Origin of the sequence: Ramlibacter tataouinensis, assembly GCF_027941915.1 — a bacterium.
Taxonomy (GTDB): domain Bacteria; phylum Pseudomonadota; class Gammaproteobacteria; order Burkholderiales; family Burkholderiaceae_C; genus Ramlibacter; species Ramlibacter tataouinensis_C.
Genome location: NZ_CP116009.1, coordinates 4,259,878 through 4,282,637 on the forward strand (window position 1 = coordinate 4,259,878; position 22,760 = coordinate 4,282,637).

At 70.0% G+C, this 22,760-nt stretch carries 17 protein-coding genes; 12 read left to right on the forward strand and 5 right to left on the reverse strand.

Going from position 1 to position 22,760, the window contains the following annotated elements:
* Nucleotides 1–123 precede the first annotated feature (123 nt).
* Nucleotides 124–1,398 (forward strand): MFS transporter, encoded by a 1,275-nt coding sequence (locus PE066_RS20510; protein ID WP_271234368.1) that lies wholly within the window; start codon nt 124–126, stop codon nt 1,396–1,398.
* A gap of 206 nt (nt 1,399–1,604) precedes the next feature.
* Entirely contained in the window at nt 1,605–4,286 is a 2,682-nt protein-coding gene (locus tag PE066_RS20515) for a sensor histidine kinase (RefSeq protein WP_271234369.1), read from the forward strand.
* Between the two features lie 42 nt (nt 4,287–4,328).
* Here PE066_RS20515 and serB read toward each other — a convergent pair whose 3' ends face one another.
* From serB to mfd, 4 genes are all read right to left on the reverse strand, one after another.
* Nucleotides 4,329–5,051, reverse strand: a complete 723-nt coding sequence (gene serB / locus PE066_RS20520) for a phosphoserine phosphatase SerB (RefSeq protein ID WP_271234370.1) — start codon at nt 5,049–5,051, stop codon at nt 4,329–4,331.
* Nucleotides 5,052–5,231: 180 nt separating this feature from the next.
* Complete coding sequence (locus PE066_RS20525) at nt 5,232–6,002, reverse strand: slipin family protein (protein WP_271234371.1); 771 nt, start codon at nt 6,000–6,002, stop codon at nt 5,232–5,234.
* Nucleotides 6,003–6,040: 38 nt separating this feature from the next.
* Nucleotides 6,041–7,405, reverse strand: a complete 1,365-nt coding sequence (locus PE066_RS20530; protein ID WP_271234372.1) for an NfeD family protein — start codon at nt 7,403–7,405, stop codon at nt 6,041–6,043.
* A gap of 225 nt (nt 7,406–7,630) precedes the next feature.
* A complete protein-coding gene (gene mfd / locus PE066_RS20535) occupies nt 7,631–11,077 on the reverse strand; it encodes a transcription-repair coupling factor (RefSeq protein ID WP_271234373.1) in 3,447 nt (1,148 codons plus the stop codon).
* A 163-nt stretch (nt 11,078–11,240) separates the two neighbouring features.
* Between mfd and ispD the strand changes: the two genes are divergently transcribed.
* Entirely contained in the window at nt 11,241–11,921 is a 681-nt protein-coding gene (gene ispD / locus PE066_RS20540) for a 2-C-methyl-D-erythritol 4-phosphate cytidylyltransferase (protein WP_271234374.1), read from the forward strand.
* Nucleotides 11,918–12,400, forward strand: a complete 483-nt coding sequence (gene ispF / locus PE066_RS20545) for a 2-C-methyl-D-erythritol 2,4-cyclodiphosphate synthase (RefSeq protein ID WP_271234375.1) — start codon at nt 11,918–11,920, stop codon at nt 12,398–12,400. Before ispD ends, ispF begins: the two co-directional genes overlap by 4 nt.
* 39 nt (nt 12,401–12,439) lie before the next feature.
* On the opposite strand, the gene PE066_RS20550 is transcribed toward ispF, so the two are convergent.
* Nucleotides 12,440–13,075, reverse strand: coding sequence for a GntR family transcriptional regulator (locus tag PE066_RS20550; RefSeq protein ID WP_271234376.1), 636 nt, complete (start codon nt 13,073–13,075; stop codon nt 12,440–12,442).
* A gap of 117 nt (nt 13,076–13,192) precedes the next feature.
* Between PE066_RS20550 and scpA the strand changes: the two genes are divergently transcribed.
* From scpA to PE066_RS20590, 8 genes are read left to right on the forward strand one after another with little or no spacing between them, the layout of a single operon-like run.
* Nucleotides 13,193–15,349 carry a methylmalonyl-CoA mutase gene (gene scpA / locus PE066_RS20555; RefSeq protein ID WP_271234377.1) on the forward strand — a complete coding sequence of 719 codons (2,157 nt, stop codon included), beginning with the start codon at nt 13,193–13,195 and terminating at the stop codon, nt 15,347–15,349.
* Nucleotides 15,350–15,389: 40 nt separating this feature from the next.
* Nucleotides 15,390–16,376 (forward strand): methylmalonyl Co-A mutase-associated GTPase MeaB, encoded by a 987-nt coding sequence (meaB, locus tag PE066_RS20560; RefSeq protein WP_271234378.1) that lies wholly within the window; start codon nt 15,390–15,392, stop codon nt 16,374–16,376.
* Between the two features lie 34 nt (nt 16,377–16,410).
* Nucleotides 16,411–17,943, forward strand: a complete 1,533-nt coding sequence (locus tag PE066_RS20565; protein ID WP_271234379.1) for an acyl-CoA carboxylase subunit beta — start codon at nt 16,411–16,413, stop codon at nt 17,941–17,943.
* A gap of 20 nt (nt 17,944–17,963) precedes the next feature.
* Nucleotides 17,964–18,113 (forward strand): hypothetical protein, encoded by a 150-nt coding sequence (locus tag PE066_RS20570; RefSeq protein WP_271234380.1) that lies wholly within the window; start codon nt 17,964–17,966, stop codon nt 18,111–18,113.
* Nucleotides 18,106–20,154, forward strand: coding sequence for an acetyl-CoA carboxylase biotin carboxylase subunit (locus PE066_RS20575; protein WP_271234381.1), 2,049 nt, complete (start codon nt 18,106–18,108; stop codon nt 20,152–20,154). The genes PE066_RS20570 and PE066_RS20575 overlap by 8 nt, the downstream gene beginning before the upstream one ends.
* A complete protein-coding gene (gene bioB / locus PE066_RS20580; protein WP_271234382.1) occupies nt 20,154–21,188 on the forward strand; it encodes a biotin synthase BioB in 1,035 nt (344 codons plus the stop codon). Before PE066_RS20575 ends, bioB begins: the two co-directional genes overlap by 1 nt.
* Nucleotides 21,185–21,685 carry a VOC family protein gene (locus tag PE066_RS20585; protein WP_271234383.1) on the forward strand — a complete coding sequence of 167 codons (501 nt, stop codon included), beginning with the start codon at nt 21,185–21,187 and terminating at the stop codon, nt 21,683–21,685. Before bioB ends, PE066_RS20585 begins: the two co-directional genes overlap by 4 nt.
* Nucleotides 21,672–22,709 carry a D-cysteine desulfhydrase gene (locus PE066_RS20590; protein WP_271234384.1) on the forward strand — a complete coding sequence of 346 codons (1,038 nt, stop codon included), beginning with the start codon at nt 21,672–21,674 and terminating at the stop codon, nt 22,707–22,709. Before PE066_RS20585 ends, PE066_RS20590 begins: the two co-directional genes overlap by 14 nt.
* Nucleotides 22,710–22,760 lie beyond the last annotated feature (51 nt).

Consider the following 22,760-nt stretch of genomic DNA (forward strand, 5'->3'; position numbering starts at 1 on the left):
GCGGTTTCCTACTCCTTGCTGATCAGCAGACGATAGCAAAACCCGCGCGCGGCGCCACCGTGGCGAATTGCCTAGGCGTGCACCGGCTGCGGACCCGGCGGCGCCAGTGTTCCAATTCACCCCATGCTCCGGTCCGCCACGCTCGGCTCGCCTGCCGTTTCCGCCCGCCATGCCATCGAGTCGCCGTACGCCTGGCGGCGCCTGGTCGTCTGCCTGCTGCTGATGACCATCGGCGGCTCCGGCATGTACTCGGTGTCGGTGGTGCTGCCGGCGATCCAGGCCGACTTCCGCATCGACCGGGGCGCCGCTTCGCTGCCCTACACGCTGACCATGATCGGCTTCGGCGTGGGCGGCGTGCTCATGGGCCGCCTGGCCGACCGCTTCGGGGTCATGGTGCCGGTGGCGCTGGGCGGGGTGTCCCTGGGCGGCGGCTTCATCGCGGCCGGCCTGGCGCCCGGCATGTGGACCTTCGGCCTTGCCCAGGGCTTGCTGATCGGGCTGCTCGGCACCTCGGCGACTTTCGCACCCCTGGTGTCGGATACGTCACAGTGGTTCGACCGCCGGCGCGGCACGGCGCTGGCCATCTGCATGAGCGGCAACTACGTGGCCGGCGCCATCTGGCCGCCGGTCATGCAGCACTTCATCGAAGTCGTGGGGTGGCGCCAGACCTACATCGGCATCGGCGTGTTCTGCCTGCTCAGCATCGTGCCGCTGGCGCTGTTCCTGCGACCCCGGCCGCCGCTGCTGGCGACGGCGCCCGCAGCCTCGCCGGAGGCGGCGGCGGCGCAGGCGGCCGGTACCGACCGCCCGATGGGGCTGCGTCCGGCAACGGCGCAGGCGCTGCTGTGCGTGGCCGGCGTGGCCTGCTGCGTGGCCATGTCGATGCCGCAGGTGCACATCGTCGCCTACTGCACCGACCTCGGCTTCGGTGCCGCGCGCGGCGCCGAGATGCTGGCGGTGATGCTGGGCATGGGCGTGATCAGCCGGCTGGTGTCGGGCTGGATCTCCGACCGCATCGGCGGGCTGCGCACGCTGCTGCTCGGCTCGGTGCTGCAGGGCATCGCCCTGCTGATGTTCCTGCCGTTCGACGGCCTGGTCTCGCTGTACCTGGTGTCGGCGATGTTCGGGCTGTTCCAGGGCGGCATCGTGCCCGCCTACGCGCTGATCGTGCGCCAGCACTTCTCGCCGGCGCAGGCCGGGGCGCGGGTCGGCACGGTGCTGATGGCCACGCTGTTCGGCATGGCGCTCGGCGGCTGGCTGTCCGGCGCAGTGTTCGACCTGACCGGTTCGTACCGCGCCGCCTTCCTCAACGGCATCGGCTGGAATGCGCTGAACCTGGCCATCGTGCTGTTCCTGTTGCACCGCGTGCACAGGCTGGCCCGCGCCGGCGCCGCCTGAGCCGCCGCTGGCGGCGCGGCTCGTGCCATCCGTCCGCCGCCCGGCGGGCGCCACAGATGGGTTGATATAGTGGCTCGGCCATGCGCGCAGGTTCCTTGCCGGATTGCCGTCGAGCCCCATTGCCGGCCGTTGCGGCCGGTCGGGCAGGGCACGCCTGGCGCCTGGCCCTGATACTGGCCTGCCTGCTGTGGCTGGCACTGCAGCCCGTGCGTGCCGGGGTCGTGCGGCTGGATGCGCCCGGCCCGCATGAACTCTCCAGCAGCCTCCAGTACCTGGAAGACCCGTCCGGCGCGCTCGGCTTCGCCGACGTGCTCGCCGCACCGCAGCGCTGGCAGCCGCTGCCGGCGAGCGGCGTCGGCCCCAACTTCGGCCTGACCCGTTCTGCCTACTGGCTCAAGGCGGAGCTGGACGTGCCGGCCGGCGGCCCGGGCGAGTGGCTGCTGGAAGTGGGCTACCCGCCGCTGGACCGCATCGACGTCTGGTCGCCCGACCAGGCCTTCGGCTACGAGCACCACCTCGGCGGTGACCGGGTGCCCTTTGCCGAGCGGGCGGTGGCCCACCGCAACCATGTCGTGCCGATCCGGCTGCTGCCGGGCACCCCGGCCACGGTGTACCTGCGGGTGCAGTCGGAAGGCTCGGTGGTGGCGCCGGTGCGCCTGTGGCAGCCGGCCGCGCTGGCCAGCAGCGACCAGGCCGGCTACGCCTTGCTCAGCCTCTACTTCGGCCTGCTGCTGGGCCTGCTGCTGTACAACCTGCTGCTGTTCGTCTCGGTGCGCGAACCCGGCTACCTGTACTACGTGGCCTTCGTGGCGGCCATGGGCCTGAGCCAGGCGGCGCTCAGCGGCCTGGCGGCGCAGTACCTGTGGCCGCGGGCCGGCTGGTGGAACGACGTGTCGGTGCTGGTGGGCCTGTCGGCGTCGTCGGTGTTCGGGCTGATGTTCGCGCGCGACTTCCTGTCGAGCGCGGCGCGGCTGCCGCGGCTGGACCGCCTGCTGCTGGCGCAGATGGCGGGCTGGGGCGCGGCGCTGCTGGCGGCGCTGGCCTTGCCCTACGCCGTGGCGGCGCGCATGGTCATCGTGCTGGCGGTGGTCAGCGTGGTCACGATGGCGGTGGTCGGGGTCATCAGCATCCGCCGCCAGTACGCCGGCGCCCGCTGGTTTTTCACCGCCTGGGCGCTGCTGCTGCTGGGCGCGGGCACGCTCGGCCTGCACGACACCGGCTGGCTGCCGTCGAACGCCTGGACCGCCCATTCGCTGCTGATCGGCTCGGCGCTGGAGATGGTGCTGCTGTCGTTCGCGCTGGGCGACCGCATCAACGTCGCGCGGCGCTTCAAGGAGCTGGCGCAGGCGCGCATCGCGGCCGAGCATGCGATGGTGGAGGCGCTGCGGCAGTCCGAGGCGCGCGTCAAGGAGGTGCTGCTGGAGCGCGAGATCGTGCTGGAGAACTCCATCGTCGGCATCGTCTTCCTGACCGCCGACGGCCGGATGAAGTGGGCCAACAAGGCCATGCTCGCCATCTTCGGCGCCGGCCGGCAGGCGGTGACCTCGATGGAGCCGTTCTACCTGTCGCGCGAGCAGTACCTGCAGGTGGGCGGCGACGTGGCCGACGCGGTGGCGCGCGGCGAGGCGTTCGAGCGCGAGCTGCAGGTGCAGCGCTACGACGGCACGCGCATCTGGATCCAGCTGTCGGGCAAGGCGGTGAACGGCCGCGACCTGAGCGGCGGCACGGTCTGGGTCATCATGGACATCAGCCAGCGCAAGCAGCTCGAGCAGCAGCTGCGCGTGACCATGTCCGAGCGCGAGGCGATCCTGAACAACGCCGTGGTCGGCATCGTGCTGTCGGTCAACCGCCGGCACGAATGGGTGAACGAGAAGTTCGCCCGCATGATGGGGTACCCGCGGCAGGTGCTGATCGGCCAGTCGTCGGTGTACCTGCACGCCGACGAGAGCCGCTGGGAGCAGTTCGGCGAGGAGTCCCGCGACACGCTGATCGCCACCAATGCCTACATGTGCGAGCACCAGGTGCGGCGCCGCAACGGCGAGCTGCTGTGGGTGCAGATGGGCGGCAGCTGCATCCGGCCGCACGACCCCGATGCCGGCGTGATCTGGACCTTCCTGGACATCACCGGCCGCAAGGCCGCGGAAGCCGAGATGCGCAGCGCGCTCGAGCAGCAGCAGGCCCTGAACGAACTGCGGGCCCGCGTGGTCGCGCTGGCCAGCCGCGAGTTCCGCACGCCGCTGGCGGCCATCCGGGCCGCCGCGCAGGACCTGCGCGAGGGCGGCGAGGCCCTGTCGCCTGTGCAGCGGCTGCAGGCGCTGGACGCGATCGGCGCCGCCTCGCAGCGCATGTCGCGCCTGCTCGACCGGGTGGGCGTGCTGGCGCGCGCCGACGCCGGCCTGCTCGCCTTCAACCCGGGGGAAGTGGATCTGGCCGCCCTGTGCCGCCAGTGGGCGGAGGAAGCCAGGATCCAGCAGCCGGACGCCGCCAGCCGCATCGAGGTGCGCTGCGGCGAGGACGTGGGACGCGCCCTGGCCGATGGCCGGCTGCTGCGGCACATCCTGCTCAACCTGCTGTCGAACGCCCTCAAGTACTCGCCGCACGGCGGGGACATCGGCCTGGCGGTGCGGTGCGAAGGCGGCGAGATGGTGTTCGAGGTGAGCGACCGCGGCATCGGCATCCCGCCGCAGGAAATCCAGCACCTGTTCGGCTCGTTCCACCGGGCCAGCAACGTCGGGGCGATCCAGGGCACCGGGCTCGGCCTGGCGATCGCGCGCAACGCCACGGAAACGCACGGCGGCCGCATCGAGGTGGCGAGCGAGCTGGGCGTGGGCACCACGTTCACCGTGCGGCTGCCGCTGCAGGCACAGGCGGCGGAAGCGGCGGCGTAGCGAAGCGCCGCGAGCGGCAAGGGCGCGTGCCGCGCCCGCCGGTCAGTCGAACAGCTCCAGCAGCCGGTCCAGTCCGCCCTCGTTGATCTGCACCATCGCCTGCTCGCGCACCCGGGGCTTGGCGTGGTAGGCCACCGACAGCCCGGCTTCGCCCATCATCGGCAGGTCGTTGGCGCCGTCGCCCACGGCGATCGCCTGCCGCGGCGAGATGCCCAGCTGCTCGCAGGTCTCCAGCAGCATCCGGCGCTTCTCGGCGCCGTCGCAGATGTCGCCCCAGGGCTGGTCGACCATGCGGCCGGTGAGCTGGCCGCAGTTGGGGCCGGACTCGACCTCCAGCACGTTGGAGCGGGTGAAGTCGATGCCCAGCCGGTCGCGGATGCGGTCGGTGAAGAAGGTGAAGCCGCCCGACACCAGCAGCGTCTTCATGCCGGCGGCCTGGCAGGCCTTGACCAGCCGCTCGGCACCGGGATTGAGCTGCAGCCGGCCGGTGTAGATCAGCTCCATGTCGGCGATGGTCACGCCCCGCAGCAGCGCCACGCGCCGGCGCAGGCTCTCCTTGTAGTCGGCGATCTCGCCGCGCATCGCAGCCTCGGTGATGGCCGCCACTTCCTCCTTGAGGCCGACGGCATCGGCGATCTCGTCCACGCACTCGAGGTTGATCAGCGTGGAGTCCATGTCGAAGGCGGCGAGCTTGTAGTCGGACAGCCTCAGCGGCGGCGTGAAACCCCGGATGACGAGTCCGGGGGCGAATTCTCGGGTGGTCATGCGCGGGATTGTCCCATCTGGCCGGCGTGCCTCCGGGCAGCGGCTGAGCCGCCACGGCGCTTGCGAGGTCATCTGGTGTCGAGTTGGAAAGGGGGCTTGGCGGTGCCCCGGGCGGACCCGGCGTGACCGGCCACCCGCCCTGGCAGCCGGAGCATCCGCATCGGCCGCCGCGGCGCCGGCTCAGGCTTCCGGTGCGCCCGTCAGCTTGCGCACCAGCGGCCCGATCAGCTCCAACGGGAGCGGGAACACGATGGTCGAGTTCTTGTCGGCGGCGATCACCGTCAACGTCTCGAGGTAGCGCAGCTGCAGCGCCTGGGGCTGGCGCGCCAGCACCTCGGCGGCTTCGGCCAGCTTGTGCGACGCCTGCAGCTCGCCTTCGGCGTGGATCACCTTGGCGCGCCGCTCGCGTTCGGCCTCGGCCTGCCGCGCGATGGCGCGCACCATGGTGTCGTTCAGGTCCACGTGCTTGATCTCCACGTTGGTGACCTTGATGCCCCAGGTGTCGGTCTGGGCGTCCAGGATCTTCTGGATGTCGAGGTTGAGGCGCTCGCGCTCGGACAGCAGGTCGTCCAGTTCGTGCTTGCCCAGCACGGCCCGCAGCGTGGTCTGCGCGAGCTGGCTGGTGGCCTCGAGGAAGCGCTCCACCTGGATGATGGCCCGGGCCGGATCGACCACCCGGAAGTACAGCACCGCGCTCACCTTGACCGACACGTTGTCGCGCGTGATCACGTCCTGGCTGGGGATGTCCATCACCACCACGCGCAGGTCGACCCGCACGAGTTGCTGGATGCCCGGGATCAGGATCACCAGCCCTGGGCCCTTCACCTTCCAGAAACGCCCCAGCTGGAACACCACGCCGCGCTGGTACTCGCGCAGGACGCGCAGCGCGGTGGCCAGGAACACCACGACCAGGAGCACCACGAAGCCCAGGCCGATGCCGCCAGCAATCATCTCGTTCTCCTTCGCCCTTGTCGCGGCACGGCGCCGCTTCAGGCCGCCACCACGTCCAGCACGCCGTCCTGCAGGCTGCTCACCCGCACCCGGTCGCCCGCCCGCAACTGCGCCGGCCCGCGCACCTTCCAGTGCTCGCCCTGCACCAGCGCCCAGCCCCGGCCGTCCGCGAACTCCACCAGCTCGCCGGCGACGCCCACCAGCGTCTGCGCGCCGGTCACGACCGGGCGGCGCCGGGCCCTGGCGGCCATGCCGGCGACCAGCAGGACGAAGGCGGCCGTCACCAGCGCCAGCCCGCCCACCAGCGGCAGCGGGATGCCCCAGCCCGGCGAGTCGCTGTCGATCAGCATCACGCAGCCGAACGCGAAGGCCACGACCCCGCCCAGGCCCAGCACGCCGAAGCTGGGCAGGAAGGCTTCGGCGACCAGGAAGGCGATGCCCAGCAGGATGAGCGCCAGCCCCGCGTAGTTGACCGGCAGCATCTGCAGCGCGAACAGCGCCAGCACCAGGCAGATGGCGCCGACCACGCCCGGCGCCACCATGCCGGGGCTGCTGAATTCGAAGATCAGGCCGTACACGCCGATCATCATCAGCAGCAGCGCCAGGCTGGGGTTGGTGATCACCGTCAGCAGCCGGCTGCGCCAGTCCTCGTCGAAAACCACCACCGGCGCGTCGCGGGTGTGCAGGCGCCGCAGCGTGGCGCCCATGCGCAGCTCGCGGCCTTCGAGTTTCTGCAGCAGCTCGGGCAGGTCGGCGGCGACCACGTCCACCACCTTGAGCTGCAGCGCCTCCGGCGCGGACAGGCTGACGGCCTCGCGCACCGCCTTCTCGCCCCATTCGGCGTTGCGCCCGCGCAGCTGCGCCAGGCTGCGGATGTAGGCGGCGGCGTCGGCGATGCGCTTGGCCGCGAGCGCGTCGCCGGTGTCGGCCGGGGCGGGCGCGCTGGTGCCGGAGGCGGGCTGGCCCGCCTTCGGCGCGGGATTGTTCGGCGGCGGACCGCCCGGCATGCCGATGGCCACCGGCGTGGCCGCGCCCAGCGTGCTGGCCGGCGTCATGGCGGCGACGTGGCTGGCGTACAGGATGAAGGTGCCGGCGCTCGCCGCCCGCGCGCCGCCGGGAGCGACGAAGGTCGCCACCGGTAGCGGCGAGGACAGGATGTCCTTGATCATCATGCGCATCGAGCCGTCGAGGCCGCCCGGCGTGTCGATCTCCAGCACCAGCAGCTGCGCCTGCTGCTTCTGCGCCAGCGCCAGGCCGCGGCGCAGGTAGTCGGCGCTCGCGGGGCCGATCGCGCCATCGACCTGCAGCACCACGACCGCCGGCCGGGCAACGCCTTGCGCCGTGGTCCAGGGCGCGGCGAGCCACAGGGCCAGGAGGCAGAGCAGGCGGAGGGCGCGGCTCATGCGAGGAGTCTCGACACTCGTCAGCCGTTTCGCAAGCTCGGCCATTGGCCTTTGGCACGGCTGGGTTGCGCACGGCCGGGCTGGGAAGGGCGGGGTGCGTGGCGGCAGTCACCACCGCCGTGCTTCGTCATTCCCGCAAAGGCGGGGATCCCCGCAGCGCGGTGCACGAGCGCCGCAGCCGCGTTGCGCGAAATCCTCCGCCTTCACGCAGGATGACCGGGCTGCTTACGCCGGCTCGGTCACCTTCGGTTGGCCCAGCGCGCGCAGCACGTCGCGCACCATCAGCGCCCGGTCCTTGGGCTCCTTGAGCTCGCGCTCGATGCGCAGCTTGTCGTTGCCGGCCAGCTTGATGTGGCGGTTCTTCTGCACCAGCTCGATGATGCGCATCGCATCCACCGGCGGGTTGGCACGGAAGGTGATGTTCGTCACCCCCGGCGCCGCGTCGACCTTGGCCACGCCGTAGGGCCGCGCCAGCACCCGCAGCCGGTGCACGTCGACCAGGGTCTGCGCCTGCGGCGGCAGCTTGCCGAAGCGGTCGACCAGTTCCTCCATCAGCGTGTCGATCTGGTCGCCGGTCTTCGCCGTGGCCAGCTTCTTGTAGAACGACAGCCGCAGGTGCACGTCGCCGCAGTAGTCGTCGGGCAGCAGGGCCGGCGCGTGCAGGTTGATCTCGGTGGTGACCGACAGCGGCGCCAGCAGGTCGGGCTCCTTGCCGGCCTTGAGCGACTTGACCGCCTCGGCCAGCATCTCGTTGTACAGCTGGAAGCCGACTTCCAGCATGTTGCCGCTCTGGTTCTCGCCCAGCACCTCGCCGACGCCGCGGATCTCCAGGTCGTGCATGGCCAGGTAGAAGCCAGAGCCCAGTTCCTCCATCTGCTGGATCGCATCCAGCCGCTGCGCCGCCTGCTTGGTCAGGCCGTCGGTGTCCGGCACCATCAGGTAGGCATAGGCCTGGTGGTGGCTGCGGCCGACCCGGCCGCGCAGCTGGTGCAACTGCGCCAGCCCGAACTTGTCGGCGCGGGCGATGACGATGGTGTTGGCGGTGGGCACGTCGATGCCGGTCTCGATGATGGTCGAGCACAGCAGCACGTTGAAGCGCTGGGCCACGAAGTCGCGCATCACCCGCTCCAGTTCGCGCTCGGGCATCTGGCCGTGCGCCACGGCGATGCGCGCTTCCGGCAGCAGCTGCTGCAGCCGCTCGCGCCGGTTCTCGATGGTCTCGACCTCGTTGTGCAGGAAGTAGGCCTGGCCGCCGCGCTTCAACTCGCGCAGGATGGCCTCGCGGATCACGCCGCTGCCCTCGTTGCGCACGAAGGTCTTGATCGCCAGCCGGCGCTGCGGGGCGGTGGCGATGACCGACAGGTCGCGCAGGCCTTCCAGCGCCATCCCGAGCGTGCGCGGGATCGGCGTCGCGGTGAGCGTGAGCACGTCGACCTCGGCGCGCATGGCCTTCATCGCCTCCTTGTGGCGCACGCCGAAACGATGCTCCTCGTCGATGATCAGCAGCCCCAGGTTCTTGAACTGCACGCTGGGCGAGAGCAGCTTGTGGGTGCCGACCACGATGTCGACGCTGCCGTCGGCCAGGCCCTTGGCGGCGGCGGTGATCTCCTTCTGCGAGCGGAAGCGGCTCATCTCCGCCACCTTGACCGGCCACTTGGAGAAGCGGTCCACCAGCGTCTGGTAGTGCTGCTCGGCCAGCAGGGTGGTGGGGGCGAGGAAGGCGACCTGCCGGCCGCCGGTGACGGCGACGAAGGCGGCGCGCAAAGCGACTTCGGTCTTGCCGAAGCCGACGTCGCCGCAGACCAGCCGGTCCATCGGCCGCGGCGAGATCATGTCCTGGATCACCGCGTGGATCGCCGCGTTCTGGTCGGCCGTCTCCTCGAAGCCGAAGTCGTTGGCGAACACCTCGTAGTCCTGCGGCGAAAAGCGGAACGGGTGGCCTTCGCGTGCGGCGCGGCGGGCGTAGATGTTCAGCAGCTCGGCGGCAGTGTCGCGCACCTGCTCGGCGGCCTTGCGCTTGGCCTTCTCCCACTGGCCGGAGCCGAGCTTGTGCAGCGGCGCCTCGTCGGCCGACACGCCGGTGTAGCGGCTGATCTGGTGCAGCTGGCTGACCGGCACGTAGAGCGTGGCCTGGTCGGCGTACTCCAGGTGCAGGAACTCGGTGTTGCCCTGGCCCAGGTCCATATTGACCAGGCCCTTGTAGCGGCCGATGCCGTGCTGGGCATGGACCACCGGGTCGCCCACGTTCAGCTCGGACAGGTCCTTGATCAGGGACTCGACGTCGCTGACCTGCTCCTGCTTGCGCCGGCGCCGGGTGGTGGGGCCGGCGGCGAACAGCTCGGTCTCGGTGACGAAGTCGATCGCCGCTTCGGGCCAGGCGAAGCCTTCGACCAGCGCCGCGGTGGCGATGCCCAGCTTCTCGTCGCTGCCCTGGAATTCGTCCAGCGAGTCGAAGGCCGGCACGGTGAGCTGGCTGGCGCGCAGGAAATCGAGCAGGCTCTCGCGCCGGCCGGCGCTCTCGGCCAGCACCAGCACGCGGTGCGGGGTGGCGGCCAGGTGCTGCTTGAAGCGCGCGAGCGGTTCCTCGGCGCCGCGCACCACCGACAGCTCGGGCAATTTCCGGAACAGCGCGCTGTCTTCCACGTCCTGCACGCCGGGGCGGATCGACAGTTGCGCGTGCTCGTTGGCGCGGCCGTAGAACTGTTCGACCGAGAGGAACAATTCTTCCGGCGGCAGGATGGGATGCTCGGGGTCGCCCTGCAGCAGGCGATGGCGATCCCTGGTGTCCTGCCAGAAGCGCTGGAACGCCGGCTCCAGGTCGCCGTGCAGCACCAGCGTGGCCTGCGCGCCCAGGTAGTCGAACACCGTCGCCGTCTCGTCGAAGAACAGCGGCAGGTAGTACTCGATGCCGGCGGTGGCCACGCCGTTGCCCATGTCCTTGTAGATGCGGCTGCGCGTGGGGTCGCCCTCCAGCAGTTCGCGCCAGCGGTGGCGGAACTTGGCCCGCGCTTCCTCGTCCATCGGGAACTCGCGGCCGGGCAGCAGGCGCACTTCGGGCACCGGGTACAGGCTGCGCTGGGTGTCGGGGTCGAATGTGCGGATCGAGTCGATCTCGTCGTCGAACAGATCGACCCGGTACGGCACCGCCGAGCCCATGGGGAACAGGTCGATCAGGCCGCCGCGCACCGCGTACTCGCCCGGGCTGACGACCTGCGTCACGTGGTTGTAGCCGGCCAGGGTGAGCTGGGCCTTGAGCTTGGCTTCCTCCAGCTTCTGCTTGTCCTTGAAGTGGAAGGTGTAGCGCGCCAGGAACGAAGGCGGCGCGAGCCGGTACAGCGCGGTGGTCGCCGGCACGATCACCACGTCGGCCTCGCCCTGCGAGATGCCCCACAGCGTCGCCAGCCGCTCGCTGATCAGGTCCTGGTGCGGCGAGAAGCTGTCGTAGGGCAGCGTCTCCCAGTCCGGGAACATGCTGCTGCGCAGGTCGGGCGCGAAGAAGGCCAGTTCATCGAGCAGGCGCCGCGCGTCGGTGGCGGCGGCGGTGACGATCGCGACCGGGCGGCCGGCGGCGTGCTCGCGTTCGGCCAGGCGGGCCAGCAGCAGGGCATCGCCGGAGCCGGGCGGGCGCGGCAAGGCGAATCGCTTGCCGGGAGAAAGCTTGGGAAGGTCCATCGGGAAAGGCGAGACAAACGCAAACACCCCTCACGGCGCAGGTGAGGGGTGTGCGGGGATTCTAGAATGCCCGTCTGTCCGGCGCGCGTCCGTTACGGGTTGGCCGTGTCGGACCGCCCCCCTTTCCGTGAATCCTTCCGACGCGCCGGACCGCCCACCTTCCGTGAACCTTTCCGCGCGCTGCCACGTCCTCATCCCTGCCGGGGGTACCGGCAGTCGCGCCGGCACGGCCGCGCCCAAGCAGTACGAGCTGCTGGCCGGCCGCATGCTGGTGCTGCACACCCTGGACGCCTTCCTGCGCCTGCCGCGCATCGCCTCGATCCTCGTGGTCGTGGCACCGGGCGACGAACGCATGCCGCGCGGAGAGGGCTGGCGGGTTGCGGCCTGCGGTGGCGAGACCCGGGCGCAGACCGTGGCCCATGGCCTGGCCGACTTGCAGGCGCACGGCGCCAGCGACGACGACTGGGTGCTGGTGCACGACGCCGCCCGTTGCCTCCTGCGATCGCAGCAGGTCGAACGGCTGATCGATGCCTGCAGCCGCGACGAGGTCGGCGGCCTGCTGGCCCAGCCGCTGGCCGACACGCTGAAGGAAGAGGAGGGCGGGCGGGCCAGCCGCACCTTGCCGCGCCAGCACAAGTGGCTGGCGCAGACGCCGCAGATGTTCCGGCTGGGCCTGCTGCGCCGCGCGCTGGAGCGGGCCGGCAGCGTGACCGACGAGGCTTCGGCGATCGAAGGCCTCGGTCTCAAGCCGCTGCTGGTGCCCGGCAGCGCGGACAACATCAAGGTGACCTGGCCGGAGGATTTCGCGCTGGCCGAGGCGCTGCTCAGGAGCAGGACGCAATGAACGGAATCCGGATCGGCGAAGGCTGGGATGTGCATGCGCTGGTGCCGGGGCGCCCGCTGGTGATCGGCGGCATCGTGGTGCCGTACGAGCGCGGGCTGCTGGGGCATTCGGACGCCGACGTGCTGCTGCACGCGATCACCGACGCGCTGCTCGGGGGCGCCGGGCTGGGCGACATCGGGCGGCACTTTCCCGACACCGATGCCCGCTTCAAGGGCGCCGACTCGGTGCTGCTGCTGAAGGAGGCCGCGGCCCGGGTGGCGGCGGCGGGCTGGCGCATCGGCAACATCGACAGCACGGTGGTGGCGCAGGCGCCGAAGCTGGCGCCGCACATCGACGCCATGCGCCAGCGCATCGCCGAAGCGCTGGGCCTCGCGGCGGACCAGGTCAACGTGAAGGCCAAGACGGCCGAGCGGCTGGGCCCGGTGGGGCAGGGCCAGAGCATCGAGGCGCGGGCGGTGGTGCTGCTGGTGCAGGGCTGAGCAGTTTGTCCCCGCCTGGGCGGGGATGATCCGGGGACGTCACCCCGCCGCTTCCAGCCCGTTCCTGAAGTGCTCCTGCATGCGCTGCTGCGCGACCGAGGCGTCGCGCTGCTCCAGCGCCTGCATGACCCGCCGGTGCTCGGCCAGGCTCTCCTCGACGCGGCCGGACTTGAGCAGCGAGTTGTGCCGGTGCAGCTTCATCAACTTGCGCAGGTCGGCCACCATCTGGTTGCGCCAGCGGTTGCCGGCGATCTCCAGCAGGCGCATGTGGAAGCGCTCGTTGACCGCGAAGAACTTCTCGCGGTTCTTCGCCGCGCCTTCCAGTTCCTTGTGCAGCGACTGCAGCTCGCGCAGCTCGGCGTCGCTGGCCCGGGTGGCGGCCACGGCCGCCGCATCGCTCTCCAGCAGCGCAAGCAGGTGGTAGACCTCGGCCAGGTCCTGCTCCGAGACCTCGGTGACGTAGGCGCCGCGGCGCACCTTCATGGTCACCAGGCCTTCGGCGGCCAGCACCTTGAGCGCCTCGCGCAGCGGGGTGCGGCTGATGCCCCACTCCTGCGCGATCTTCACTTCGTCGATCCAGCTGCCGGGCTCCAGCTCGCGCCGGAAGATGCGCTGGCGCAGCAGCTCGGCCACCTCTTCGTAGAGGGCGCGGGGGGCGAGCGGGACGGCGGACATGGCTGGATATTCAGTGGAGGCAGGTGCCGGCGGCCAAGTGGCCGCCGGCGGTGCTCGCATTTTGCATCAATAATTATGAATCAGGTAAGATTCCGGGATCTCCGGAAGAACCCGCCCATGAGCTCTGCCCCCGAATTCAAGCCAGCCAACCTGGCCGACTGGTCCAAGGCCGCCGCCAAGTCGGCGCCCGGCGGCGACCCCGCCGCCCTGAACTGGGTCACGCCCGACGGCATCACCGTCAAGCCGCTGTACACCGCGGCCGACCTGCAGGGCCTGCCGCACACCGACACGCTGCCCGGCTTCGAGCCCTACCTGCGCGGCCCCCAGGCCACCATGTACGCGGCTCGGCCCTGGACCATCCGCCAGTACGCCGGCTTCTCGACGGCCGAGGAATCCAACGCGTTCTACCGCAAGGGCCTGGCGGCCGGCGGCCAGGGCGTGTCGGTGGCCTTCGACCTGGCCACCCACCGCGGCTACGACAGCGACCACCCCCGCGTGACCGGCGACGTCGGCAAGGCCGGCGTGGCGATCGACTCGGTGGAGGACATGAAGATCCTGTTCGACGGCATCCCGCTCGACAAGGTCAGCGTGTCCATGACCATGAACGGCGCCGTGCTGCCGGTGCTGGCCGGCTACGTCGTGGCGGCCGAGGAGCAGGGCGTTGCGCAGGACAAGCTGTCCGGGACCATCCAGAACGACATCCTCAAGGAGTTCATGGTCCGCAACACCTACATCTACCCGCCCGAGCCGAGCATGCGGGTGGTCGGCGACATCATCGCCTACACGGCGAGGAACATGCCGAAGTTCAACTCGATCTCGATCTCCGGCTACCACATGCAGGAGGCGGGCGCGAACCAGGCGCTGGAGCTGGCCTTCACCCTGGCCGACGGCAAGGAGTACGTGAAGACCGCGCTGGCCAAGGGCCTGGACGTCGACGAGTTCGCCGGCCGCCTGTCGTTCTTCTGGGCGATCGGCATGAACTTCTACCTGGAGATCGCCAAGATGCGCGCCGCCCGCCTGCTGTGGTGCCGCATCATGAAGGGCTTCGGCGCGAAGAACCCCAAGAGCCTGATGCTGCGCACGCACTGCCAGACCTCGGGCTGGTCGCTGACCGAGCAGGACCCGTACAACAACGTGGTGCGCACCACCATCGAGGCGATGGCGGCGGTGTTCGGCGGCACCCAGTCGCTGCACACCAACAGCTTCGACGAGGCGATCGCGCTGCCTTCGGAGTTCTCCTCGCGCATCGCCCGCAACACCCAGCTGATCATCCAGGAAGAGACCCACGTCACCCACGTGATAGACCCCTGGGCCGGCAGCTACATGATGGAAAAGCTGACCCAGGACATGGCCGACGCCGCCTGGGCCATCATCGAGGAAGTCGAGGCGATGGGCGGCATGACCCGCGCCGTCGATTCCGGCTGGGCCAAGCTGAAGATCGAGGCGGCGGCCGCCGAGAAGCAGGCCCGCATCGACTCGGGCAAGGACGTGATCGTCGGGGTCAACAAGTACCGGCTGGCCAAGGAAGACCCGGTCGAGATCCTCGAGGTGGACAACCACAAGGTGCGCGAGCAGCAGGTCGCGCGGCTGCAGCAGATCCGCGCGACGCGCGATGGTGCCAAGGTGCAGGCGGCGCTGGAAGCGCTGACTGCCGCGGCCAAGAGCGGGCAGGGCAACCTGCTGGACCTGAGCATCCAGGCGATCCGCCTGCGCGCCACGGTCGGCGAGGTGTCCGACGCACTCGAGAAAGTCTTCGGGCGCCACCGCGCCGATACGCAAAAGGTGACCGGCGTGTATGCAGCTGCCTACGACTCGGCCGAGGGCTGGGACAAGTTGAGGGGCGAGATCGACCAGTTCGCCAGCGAGCAGGGCCGCCGGCCGCGGGTGATGATCGCCAAGCTGGGCCAGGACGGCCATGACCGCGGCTCCAAGGTGGTCGCCACCGCGTTCGCGGACCTGGGCTTCGACGTCGACATCGGGCCGCTGTTCCAGACCCCCGAGGAGTGCGCGCGCCAGGCGATCGAGAACGACGTGCACGCCGTCGGCGTGTCGACGCTGGCGGCCGGCCACAAGACCCTGGTGCCGGCCATCCTGGCCGAGCTGAAGCGGCAGGGCGCCGACGACATCATCGTGTTCGTCGGCGGCGTGGTGCCGCAGCAGGACTACGACTACCTGTACCAGGCCGGCGTCAAGGGCATCTACGGACCCGGCACGCCGATCCCGGCCAGCGCCAAGGACGTGCTGGAGCAGATCAAGAAAGCGGTGGCCGAGTGAGCTTGCGGTTCGCTCCCTCCGCCCCCACGGGAGGGACGCCATGAGCCTCGCGCCGCTGGTGACGGGCCCGGCCGGTGCGGCGCAGCGCCGCGCCATCGCCAAGGCCATCACCCTGCTGGAGTCGACCCGGGCCGACCACCGGGCGCAGGCCGACGAGTTGCTCACCGAGCTGCTGCCGCACGCCGGCCGCTCCTTTCGCCTGGGCATCTCGGGCGTGCCCGGCGTCGGCAAGAGCACGTTCATCGAGACCCTGGGCCTGTACCTGATCGGGCAGGGACATCGGGTCGCGGTGCTGGCGGTCGATCCGTCCAGCACCGTCTCGGGCGGCTCCATCCTGGGCGACAAGACGCGGATGGAGCAGCTCTCCGCGGACGAGCGCGCCTACATCCGGCCCAGTCCGTCCGGCGGCACGCTGGGCGGGGTGGCCGACAAGACGCGCGAGGCGCTGCTGGTGTGCGAGGCCGCGGGCTACGACGTCGTGATCGTCGAGACCGTCGGTGTCGGCCAGAGCGAGACCGCGGTGCACGGCATGACCGACATGTTCGTGCTGCTGCAACTGCCCAATGCCGGCGACGACCTGCAGGCGATCAAGAAGGGCGTGATGGAGCTGGCCGACCTGGTGGTGATCAACAAGGCCGACCTCGATGCAGTCGCCGCCACCCGCGCCCAGGCGCAGATCACCAGCGCGCTGCGGATCCTGACCCAGCAGGGGCGCGAGCGCGGCGGCTGGTTGCCGCAGGTGCTGGAGATCAGCGCGCTCAAGGGCGAGGGCGTGGACCGCTTCTGGTCCGCCGTCAGCCGCTTCCGCGAGCTGCGTCAGGCCAGCGGCGAACTCGCATCGCGGCGCCGGCACCAGGCCCGCGCCTGGATGTGGGAGCGCATCGAAAGCGGCCTGCGGCACGACTTCCGCCAGCACCCTCAGGTGCAGGCGCTCCTGCCGCAGCTGACCGACGAGGTGGAGCAGGGCAGCGTGCCGGCCTCCACCGCCGCCCGGCGCCTGCTGGCGACGTGGCAGGCCAAGACCTGATCCGCAAGGACAACGAATACCCGGAGAGAAAACGATGCAGGACATCCTGGACCAACTGGAGAAGAAGCGCGCCGCGGCGCGCCTGGGCGGCGGCGCCAAGCGCATCGACGCTCAGCACAAGAAGGGCAAGCTGACCGCCCGCGAGCGGCTGGAGCTGCTGCTGGACGAGGGCACGTTCGAGGAATGGGACATGTTCGTCGAGCACCGCTGCCACGACTTCGGCATGCAGGACAACAAGGTGCCGGGCGACGGCGTCGTCACCGGCTACGGCATGATCAACGGCCGGCTGGTGTTCGTCTTCAGCCAGGACTTCACCGTGTTCGGCGGCGCGCTGTCGGAGGCGCACGCCGAGAAGATCTGCAAGGTGATGGACCAGGCCATGAAGGTCGGCGCGCCGGTGATCGGGCTGAACGACTCCGGCGGCGCCCGCATCCAGGAAGGCGTGGCCTCGCTGGGCGGCTACGCCGACGTGTTCCAGCGCAACGTGCTGGCGTCCGGCGTGGTGCCGCAGATCAGCATGATCATGGGGCCGTGCGCGGGCGGTGCGGTGTATTCGCCGGCCATGACCGACTTCATCTTCATGGTGCGCGACAGCTCCTACATGTTCGTCACCGGTCCCGAAGTGGTGAAGACGGTGACGCACGAGGAGGTGACGGCCGAGGAACTGGGCGGCGCCACGACCCACACCACGCGCAGCGGCGTGGCCGACCTGGCGTTCGAGAACGACGTCGAGGCGCTGGTGATGCTGCGCCGGCTGTTCAACTACCTGCCGCTGAACAACCGCGAGAAGCCGCCCACCCGCCCCAGCAACGATCCGGTGGACCGCATGGACTACTCGCTCGACACGCTTGTGCCGGACAACCCCAACAAGCCCTACGACATGAAGGAGCTGATCGTCAAGACGGTGGACGACGGCGACTTCTTCGAGCTGCAGCCCGAGTACGCCAAGAACATCGTGATCGGCTTCGCCCGCATGGAGGGCCAGACCGTGGGCATCGTGGCCAACCAGCCGCTGGTGCTGGCCGGCTGCCTGGACATCAAGAGCTCGATCAAGGCGGCGCGCTTCGTGCGCTTCTGCGATGCCTTCAACATCCCGGTGCTCACCTTCGTCGACGTGCCCGGCTTCATGCCCGGCACCAGCCAGGAGTACGGCGGCATCATCAAGCACGGCGCCAAGCTGCTGTTCGCCTATGCCGAGTGCACCGTGCCCAAGGTGACGGTGATCACGCGCAAGGCCTACGGCGGCGCCTACGACGTGATGAGCTCCAAGCACCTGCGCGGCGACGTCAACTTCGCCTGGCCCAACGCCGAGATCGCGGTGATGGGTGCCAAGGGCGCGGTGGAGATCATCTTCCGCGAGGACAAGAACGACCCGGCCAAGCTGGCCGCGCGGGAGGCCGAGTACAAGGCCCGCTTTGCCAACCCGTTCGTCGCCGGCGCCCGCGGCTTCATCGACGACGTGATCCTGCCCCACGAGACCCGCAAGCGCATCTGCCGCTCGCTGGTGATGCTGCGCGACAAGAAGCTGGAGAACCCGTGGCGCAAGCACGGGAACATCCCGCTCTGATGGACGGCAAGGACCAGAACATGTTCGACAAGATCCTTATCGCGAACCGCGGCGCTCGCGCCGAAGGTGCGGGGGTGCACTCACATGCGCAGCATGTGACGTGCGCACCAAATGGCCTGGCACGCGCAGCGTGCGCAGGCGATCTCGCCGCGGAGACAACCCATGTTTGACAAGATCCTTATCGCGAACCGCGGCGAGATCGCCTGCCGCGTCATCAAGACCGCCCGCAAGATGGGCATCAAGACGGTGGCCGTGTACTCGGACGCCGACCGCGACGCGCGGCACGTGCAGCTGGCCGACGAGGCGGTTCACATCGGCGCCGCCCCCAGCCGCGAGAGCTACCTGCGCGCCGACCGCATCATCGAGGCCTGCAAGCAGACCGGCGCGCAGGCGGTTCACCCTGGCTACGGCTTCCTGTCGGAGAACGAGGCCTTCGCCCGGCAGGTCGAGGAAGAGGGCATCGCCTTCATCGGCCCCAAGCACCACTCGATCGCCGCCATGGGCGACAAGATCGCCTCCAAGAAGCTGGCCAAGGAAGCGAAGGTCAACACCATCCCCGGCTGGAACGACGCCATCGAGTCGGCCGAGCAGGCGGTGCAGATCGCGCGCGACATCGGCTACCCGGTGATGATCAAGGCCAGCGCCGGCGGCGGCGGCAAGGGCCTGCGCGTGGCCTGGAACGACAAGGAGGCGCTGGAGGGCTTCACCTCCTGCCGCAACGAGGCCCGCAACAGCTTCGGCGACGACCGTGTGTTCATCGAGAAGTTCGTCGAGGAGCCGCGCCACATCGAGATCCAGGTGCTGGGCGACGCGCACGGCCACGTGATCTACCTGAACGAGCGCGAATGCTCGATCCAGCGGCGCCACCAGAAGGTGATCGAGGAGGCGCCGTCGCCCTTCATCAGCGACGAGACGCGCAAGGCCATGGGCGAGCAGGCGGTGGCGCTGGCCAAGGCGGTGAAGTACCAGAGCGCGGGCACGGTGGAGTTCGTGGTCGGCAAGGACCAGAGCTTCTACTTCCTGGAGATGAACACCCGGCTGCAGGTGGAGCACCCGGTCACCGAGTGCATCACCGGGCTCGACCTGGTCGAGCTGATGATCCGGGTCGCGGCCGGCGAGAAGCTGCCGCTGGCGCAGGCCGACGTCAAGCGCGAGGGCTGGGCGATCGAGTGCCGCATCAATGCCGAGGACCCCTTCCGCAACTTCCTGCCCAGCACCGGGCGGCTGGTGCGCTTCCAGCCGCCGCGCGAGACCATGTGGGCGGCCGATCCCGAGCACCTCCTCGGCGTCCGCGTGGACACCGGCGTGGCCGAAGGCGGCGAGATCCCGATGTACTACGACTCGATGATCGCCAAGCTGATCGTGCACGGGTCGGACCGCAACGATGCGATCGCGAAGATGCGCGCGGCGCTCGACGCCTTCGTCATCCGCGGCATCTCCAGCAACGTGCCGTTCCAGGCGGCGCTGCTGGCCCATGCCGAGTTCGTCGCCGGCCGGTTCAACACCGGCTTCATCGCCGAGCACTACGGCAAGGGCTTCCGGTCCGAGGACGTCACGCACGACGACCCCGACTTCCTGGTGGCGCTGACCGCCTACGTCAACCGCCGCGCCCTGCAGCGCTCGGCCGGCATCAGCGGCCAGATGCGCGGGCACGAGTTCCGCGTCGGCGAAGACTACGTGGTGGTCAAGCTGGGCGAGGACGGGCAGCACCAGCGGCAGGCGGCCCGGGTGACCGACTTCAAGGCGGTGTCCGGCTCCAGCGTCGTCGAGACCAACGGCCGCCGCTACGAGATCTGCTCCAACTGGCACCTGGGCGGCGCGCGCATCCGCGGCACCGTCGATGGCAAGCCGTTCACGGCGCAGGTCGAGCGCGGGTTGCCCAAGAACCCGCTGGCCATCGCGGTCAGCCACAACGGCACGCGGCTGGCGGCCCTGGTGTTCACTCCGCGCACCGCCCAGCTGCACGAGCTGATGCCCTACAAGGCGCCGCCGGACATGAGCCGCTATGTGCTCTCGCCGATGCCGGGCCTGCTGGTGGACGTGGCCGTGCAGCCCGGCCAGAAGGTGCAGGCCGGCGAGCGGGTGGCCGTGATCGAGGCCATGAAGATGGAGAACGTGCTGTTCGCCGCGGCCGACGGCGTGGTGGGCAAGGTGCTGGCCGCCAAGGGCGAGTCGCTGGCGGTGGACCAGCCGATCGTGGAGTTCGTCTGATGGGAGCGGCTGACGCGGGCCTCGGCAAGCCCATCGCGGTGCATCGCGCCCCCAAGCCCTCGAAGGAGGTGGGTGGCCGCTGGTCCGTGGAGGCCGTGCAGGCTCTGCTGGACCTTCCGTTCAACGACCTGCTGTTCGAGGCCCAGAGCGTGCACCGCCGGCATTGGCCGGCAGGCGACATCGAGCTGGCCACGCTGCTGTCGGTCAAGACCGGCGGCTGTCCGGAGAACTGCGGCTACTGCCCGCAGTCGGCCGAATTCGACACCGGCGTCGAGGCGGGCAAGCTGATGTCGGTGGACGAGGTGCGCCGTGCCGCCCAGGCGGCAAAGGATGCCGGTGCGACGCGCTTCTGCATGGGGGCGGCCTGGCGCGCACCCAAGGATCGGGACATCGAGAAGGTGGCCGAGCTGGTGCGCACGGTCAAGGACCTGGGCCTGCAGTCGTGCGCCACCCTGGGCATGCTGCAAGCCCACCAAGCACAGGCCCTGCGCGAGGCCGGCCTCGACTACTACAACCACAACCTGGACACGGCGCCCGAGTACTACGGCGACATCGTCGACACGCGCAGCTACCAGGACCGCCTGGACACGCTGGCCCACGTGCGGGCCGCCGGCATCAGCGTGTGCTGCGGCGGCATCGTGGGCATGGGGGAGGCGCCGGTGCACCGCGCCGGCCTGATCGCGCAGCTGGCCAACCTCGATCCGTACCCGGAATCCGTGCCGATCAACAGCCTGGTGCGGGTGCCGGGCACGCCCCTGGCCGACGCGCCGCCCATCGATCCGCTGGACTTCGTGCGCGTGATCGCGGTGGCGCGCATCACCATGCCGAAGGCGCGCGTGCGGTTGTCGGCCGGCCGCCAGCAACTCGGCGAGGCGGTCCAGGCCCTGTGCTTTGTGGCCGGAGCCAATTCGATCTTCTATGGCGACAAACTGCTGGTGACCGGCAATCCCGACGTGGATGCCGACCGCCGGCTGTTGAGCAAGCTCGGCTATACCGGCCGGGAGGTTCGCATCGAACACGGAGAACAGGCATGAGCAGCGAGCGCCCCTTCCAGGTGCTGGGCGTCCAGCAGATCGCCATCGGCGGCCCCGACAAGCAGGCCTTGCGCAAGCTGTGGGTGGACATCTTCGGGCTGGAGGTCACCGGTACCTACCGCAGCGACCGCGAGAACGTGGACGAGGACATCTGCGCGCTCGGCGCGGGACCGTTCAAGGTCGAGGTCGACCTGATGCAGCCGCTGGACCCGGACAAGAAGCCGGCGGTGCACGCCACGCCGCTGAACCACGTCGGCCTCTGGATCGACGACCTGCCCGCCGCGGTGAAATGGCTGGAAGGCCAGGGCGTGCGCTTCGCCCCCGGCGGCATCCGCCGCGGCGCCGCCGGTTTCGACATTTGCTTCATCCATCCCAAGGGCAACGAGCAGTTCCCGGTCGGCGGCGAGGGTGTGCTGATCGAGCTGGTGCAGGCGCCGGCCGAGGTGGTGCAGGCGTTCGCCGCACTTGCTGGACAATCGGCCGATGGACCTGTCTAGATTCCCCCGCCGGCAGTACACGCCGTTCGCCACCCCGATCGAGTTCCTGCCCCACTTCAGCGCGGCGCTGGCGACCAGCTGCCCGGGCGGCAAGGGGCCGAAGGTCTGGATCAAGCGCGACGACATGCTGGGGCTGTTCCCCGGCGGCAACAAGACGCGCAAGCTGGAATTCCTGGTCGCCGACGCGCTGGAGAAGGGGGCCGACACGCTGGTCACCTGCGGCGCGCCGCAGTCCAACCACTGCCGCATCACGCTGGCGGCCGCCCTCAGGGAAGGCCTGAAGTGCCGCTTCGTGATCGAGGAGCGCGTGCCGGACAGCTACGACGAGCAGGCCAGCGGCAACAACTTCATGTTCCGCCTGCTGGGTGTCGAGGCCATCACCGTGGTGCCCGGCGGCAGCGACATGGCGGCGGCCATGCAGAAGGTGGCCGACGAGTTGGCGGCGCAGGGCCGCAAGGGCTACATCATCCCGGGCGGCGGTTCCAACGCGCTCGGCGGCCTCGGCTACGTGGCCTGCGCGCAGGAGCTGCAGCAGCAGCTGTTCGAGCAGGGCCTGCAGATCGACCGGCTGGTGGTGGGCTCCGGCAGTTCCGGCACCCACGGCGGCCTCGTCGCCGGCTTCCTGGGCAACAACATCCGCATCCCCATCACCGGCATCGGCGTCAGCCGCGACCCGGCCGACCAGGAGCCGCTGGTGTTCAAGGAAGCGCAGGCGGTGATGGACCTGCTGGGCACCGGCATCCAGGTGCCGCGCGAAGCGGTGCAGAGCGTCGGCGGCTACTGGCAGCCCAAGTACTCGGTGCCCAACGCCGCCATGGTCGAGGCGGTGCAGATGCTGGCCCGCACCGAAGGCATTCCGCTGGACCCGGTCTATACCGGCAAGATCATGGCCGGGCTGATCGGCCTGGCGCGCAAGGGCTTCTTCAAGCCCGCAGAAAACGTGCTGTTCCTGCACACCGGCGGGCTGCCCTCGCTGCACGCGTACGAGCGCGTGGTGCTGGGCGAGGCGCCGCCGGCCGGTTAAGGCCGAGGTGGGCCGCGGCTTGGGGTTAGCCCGAACCCCCGGCCCCGGGCC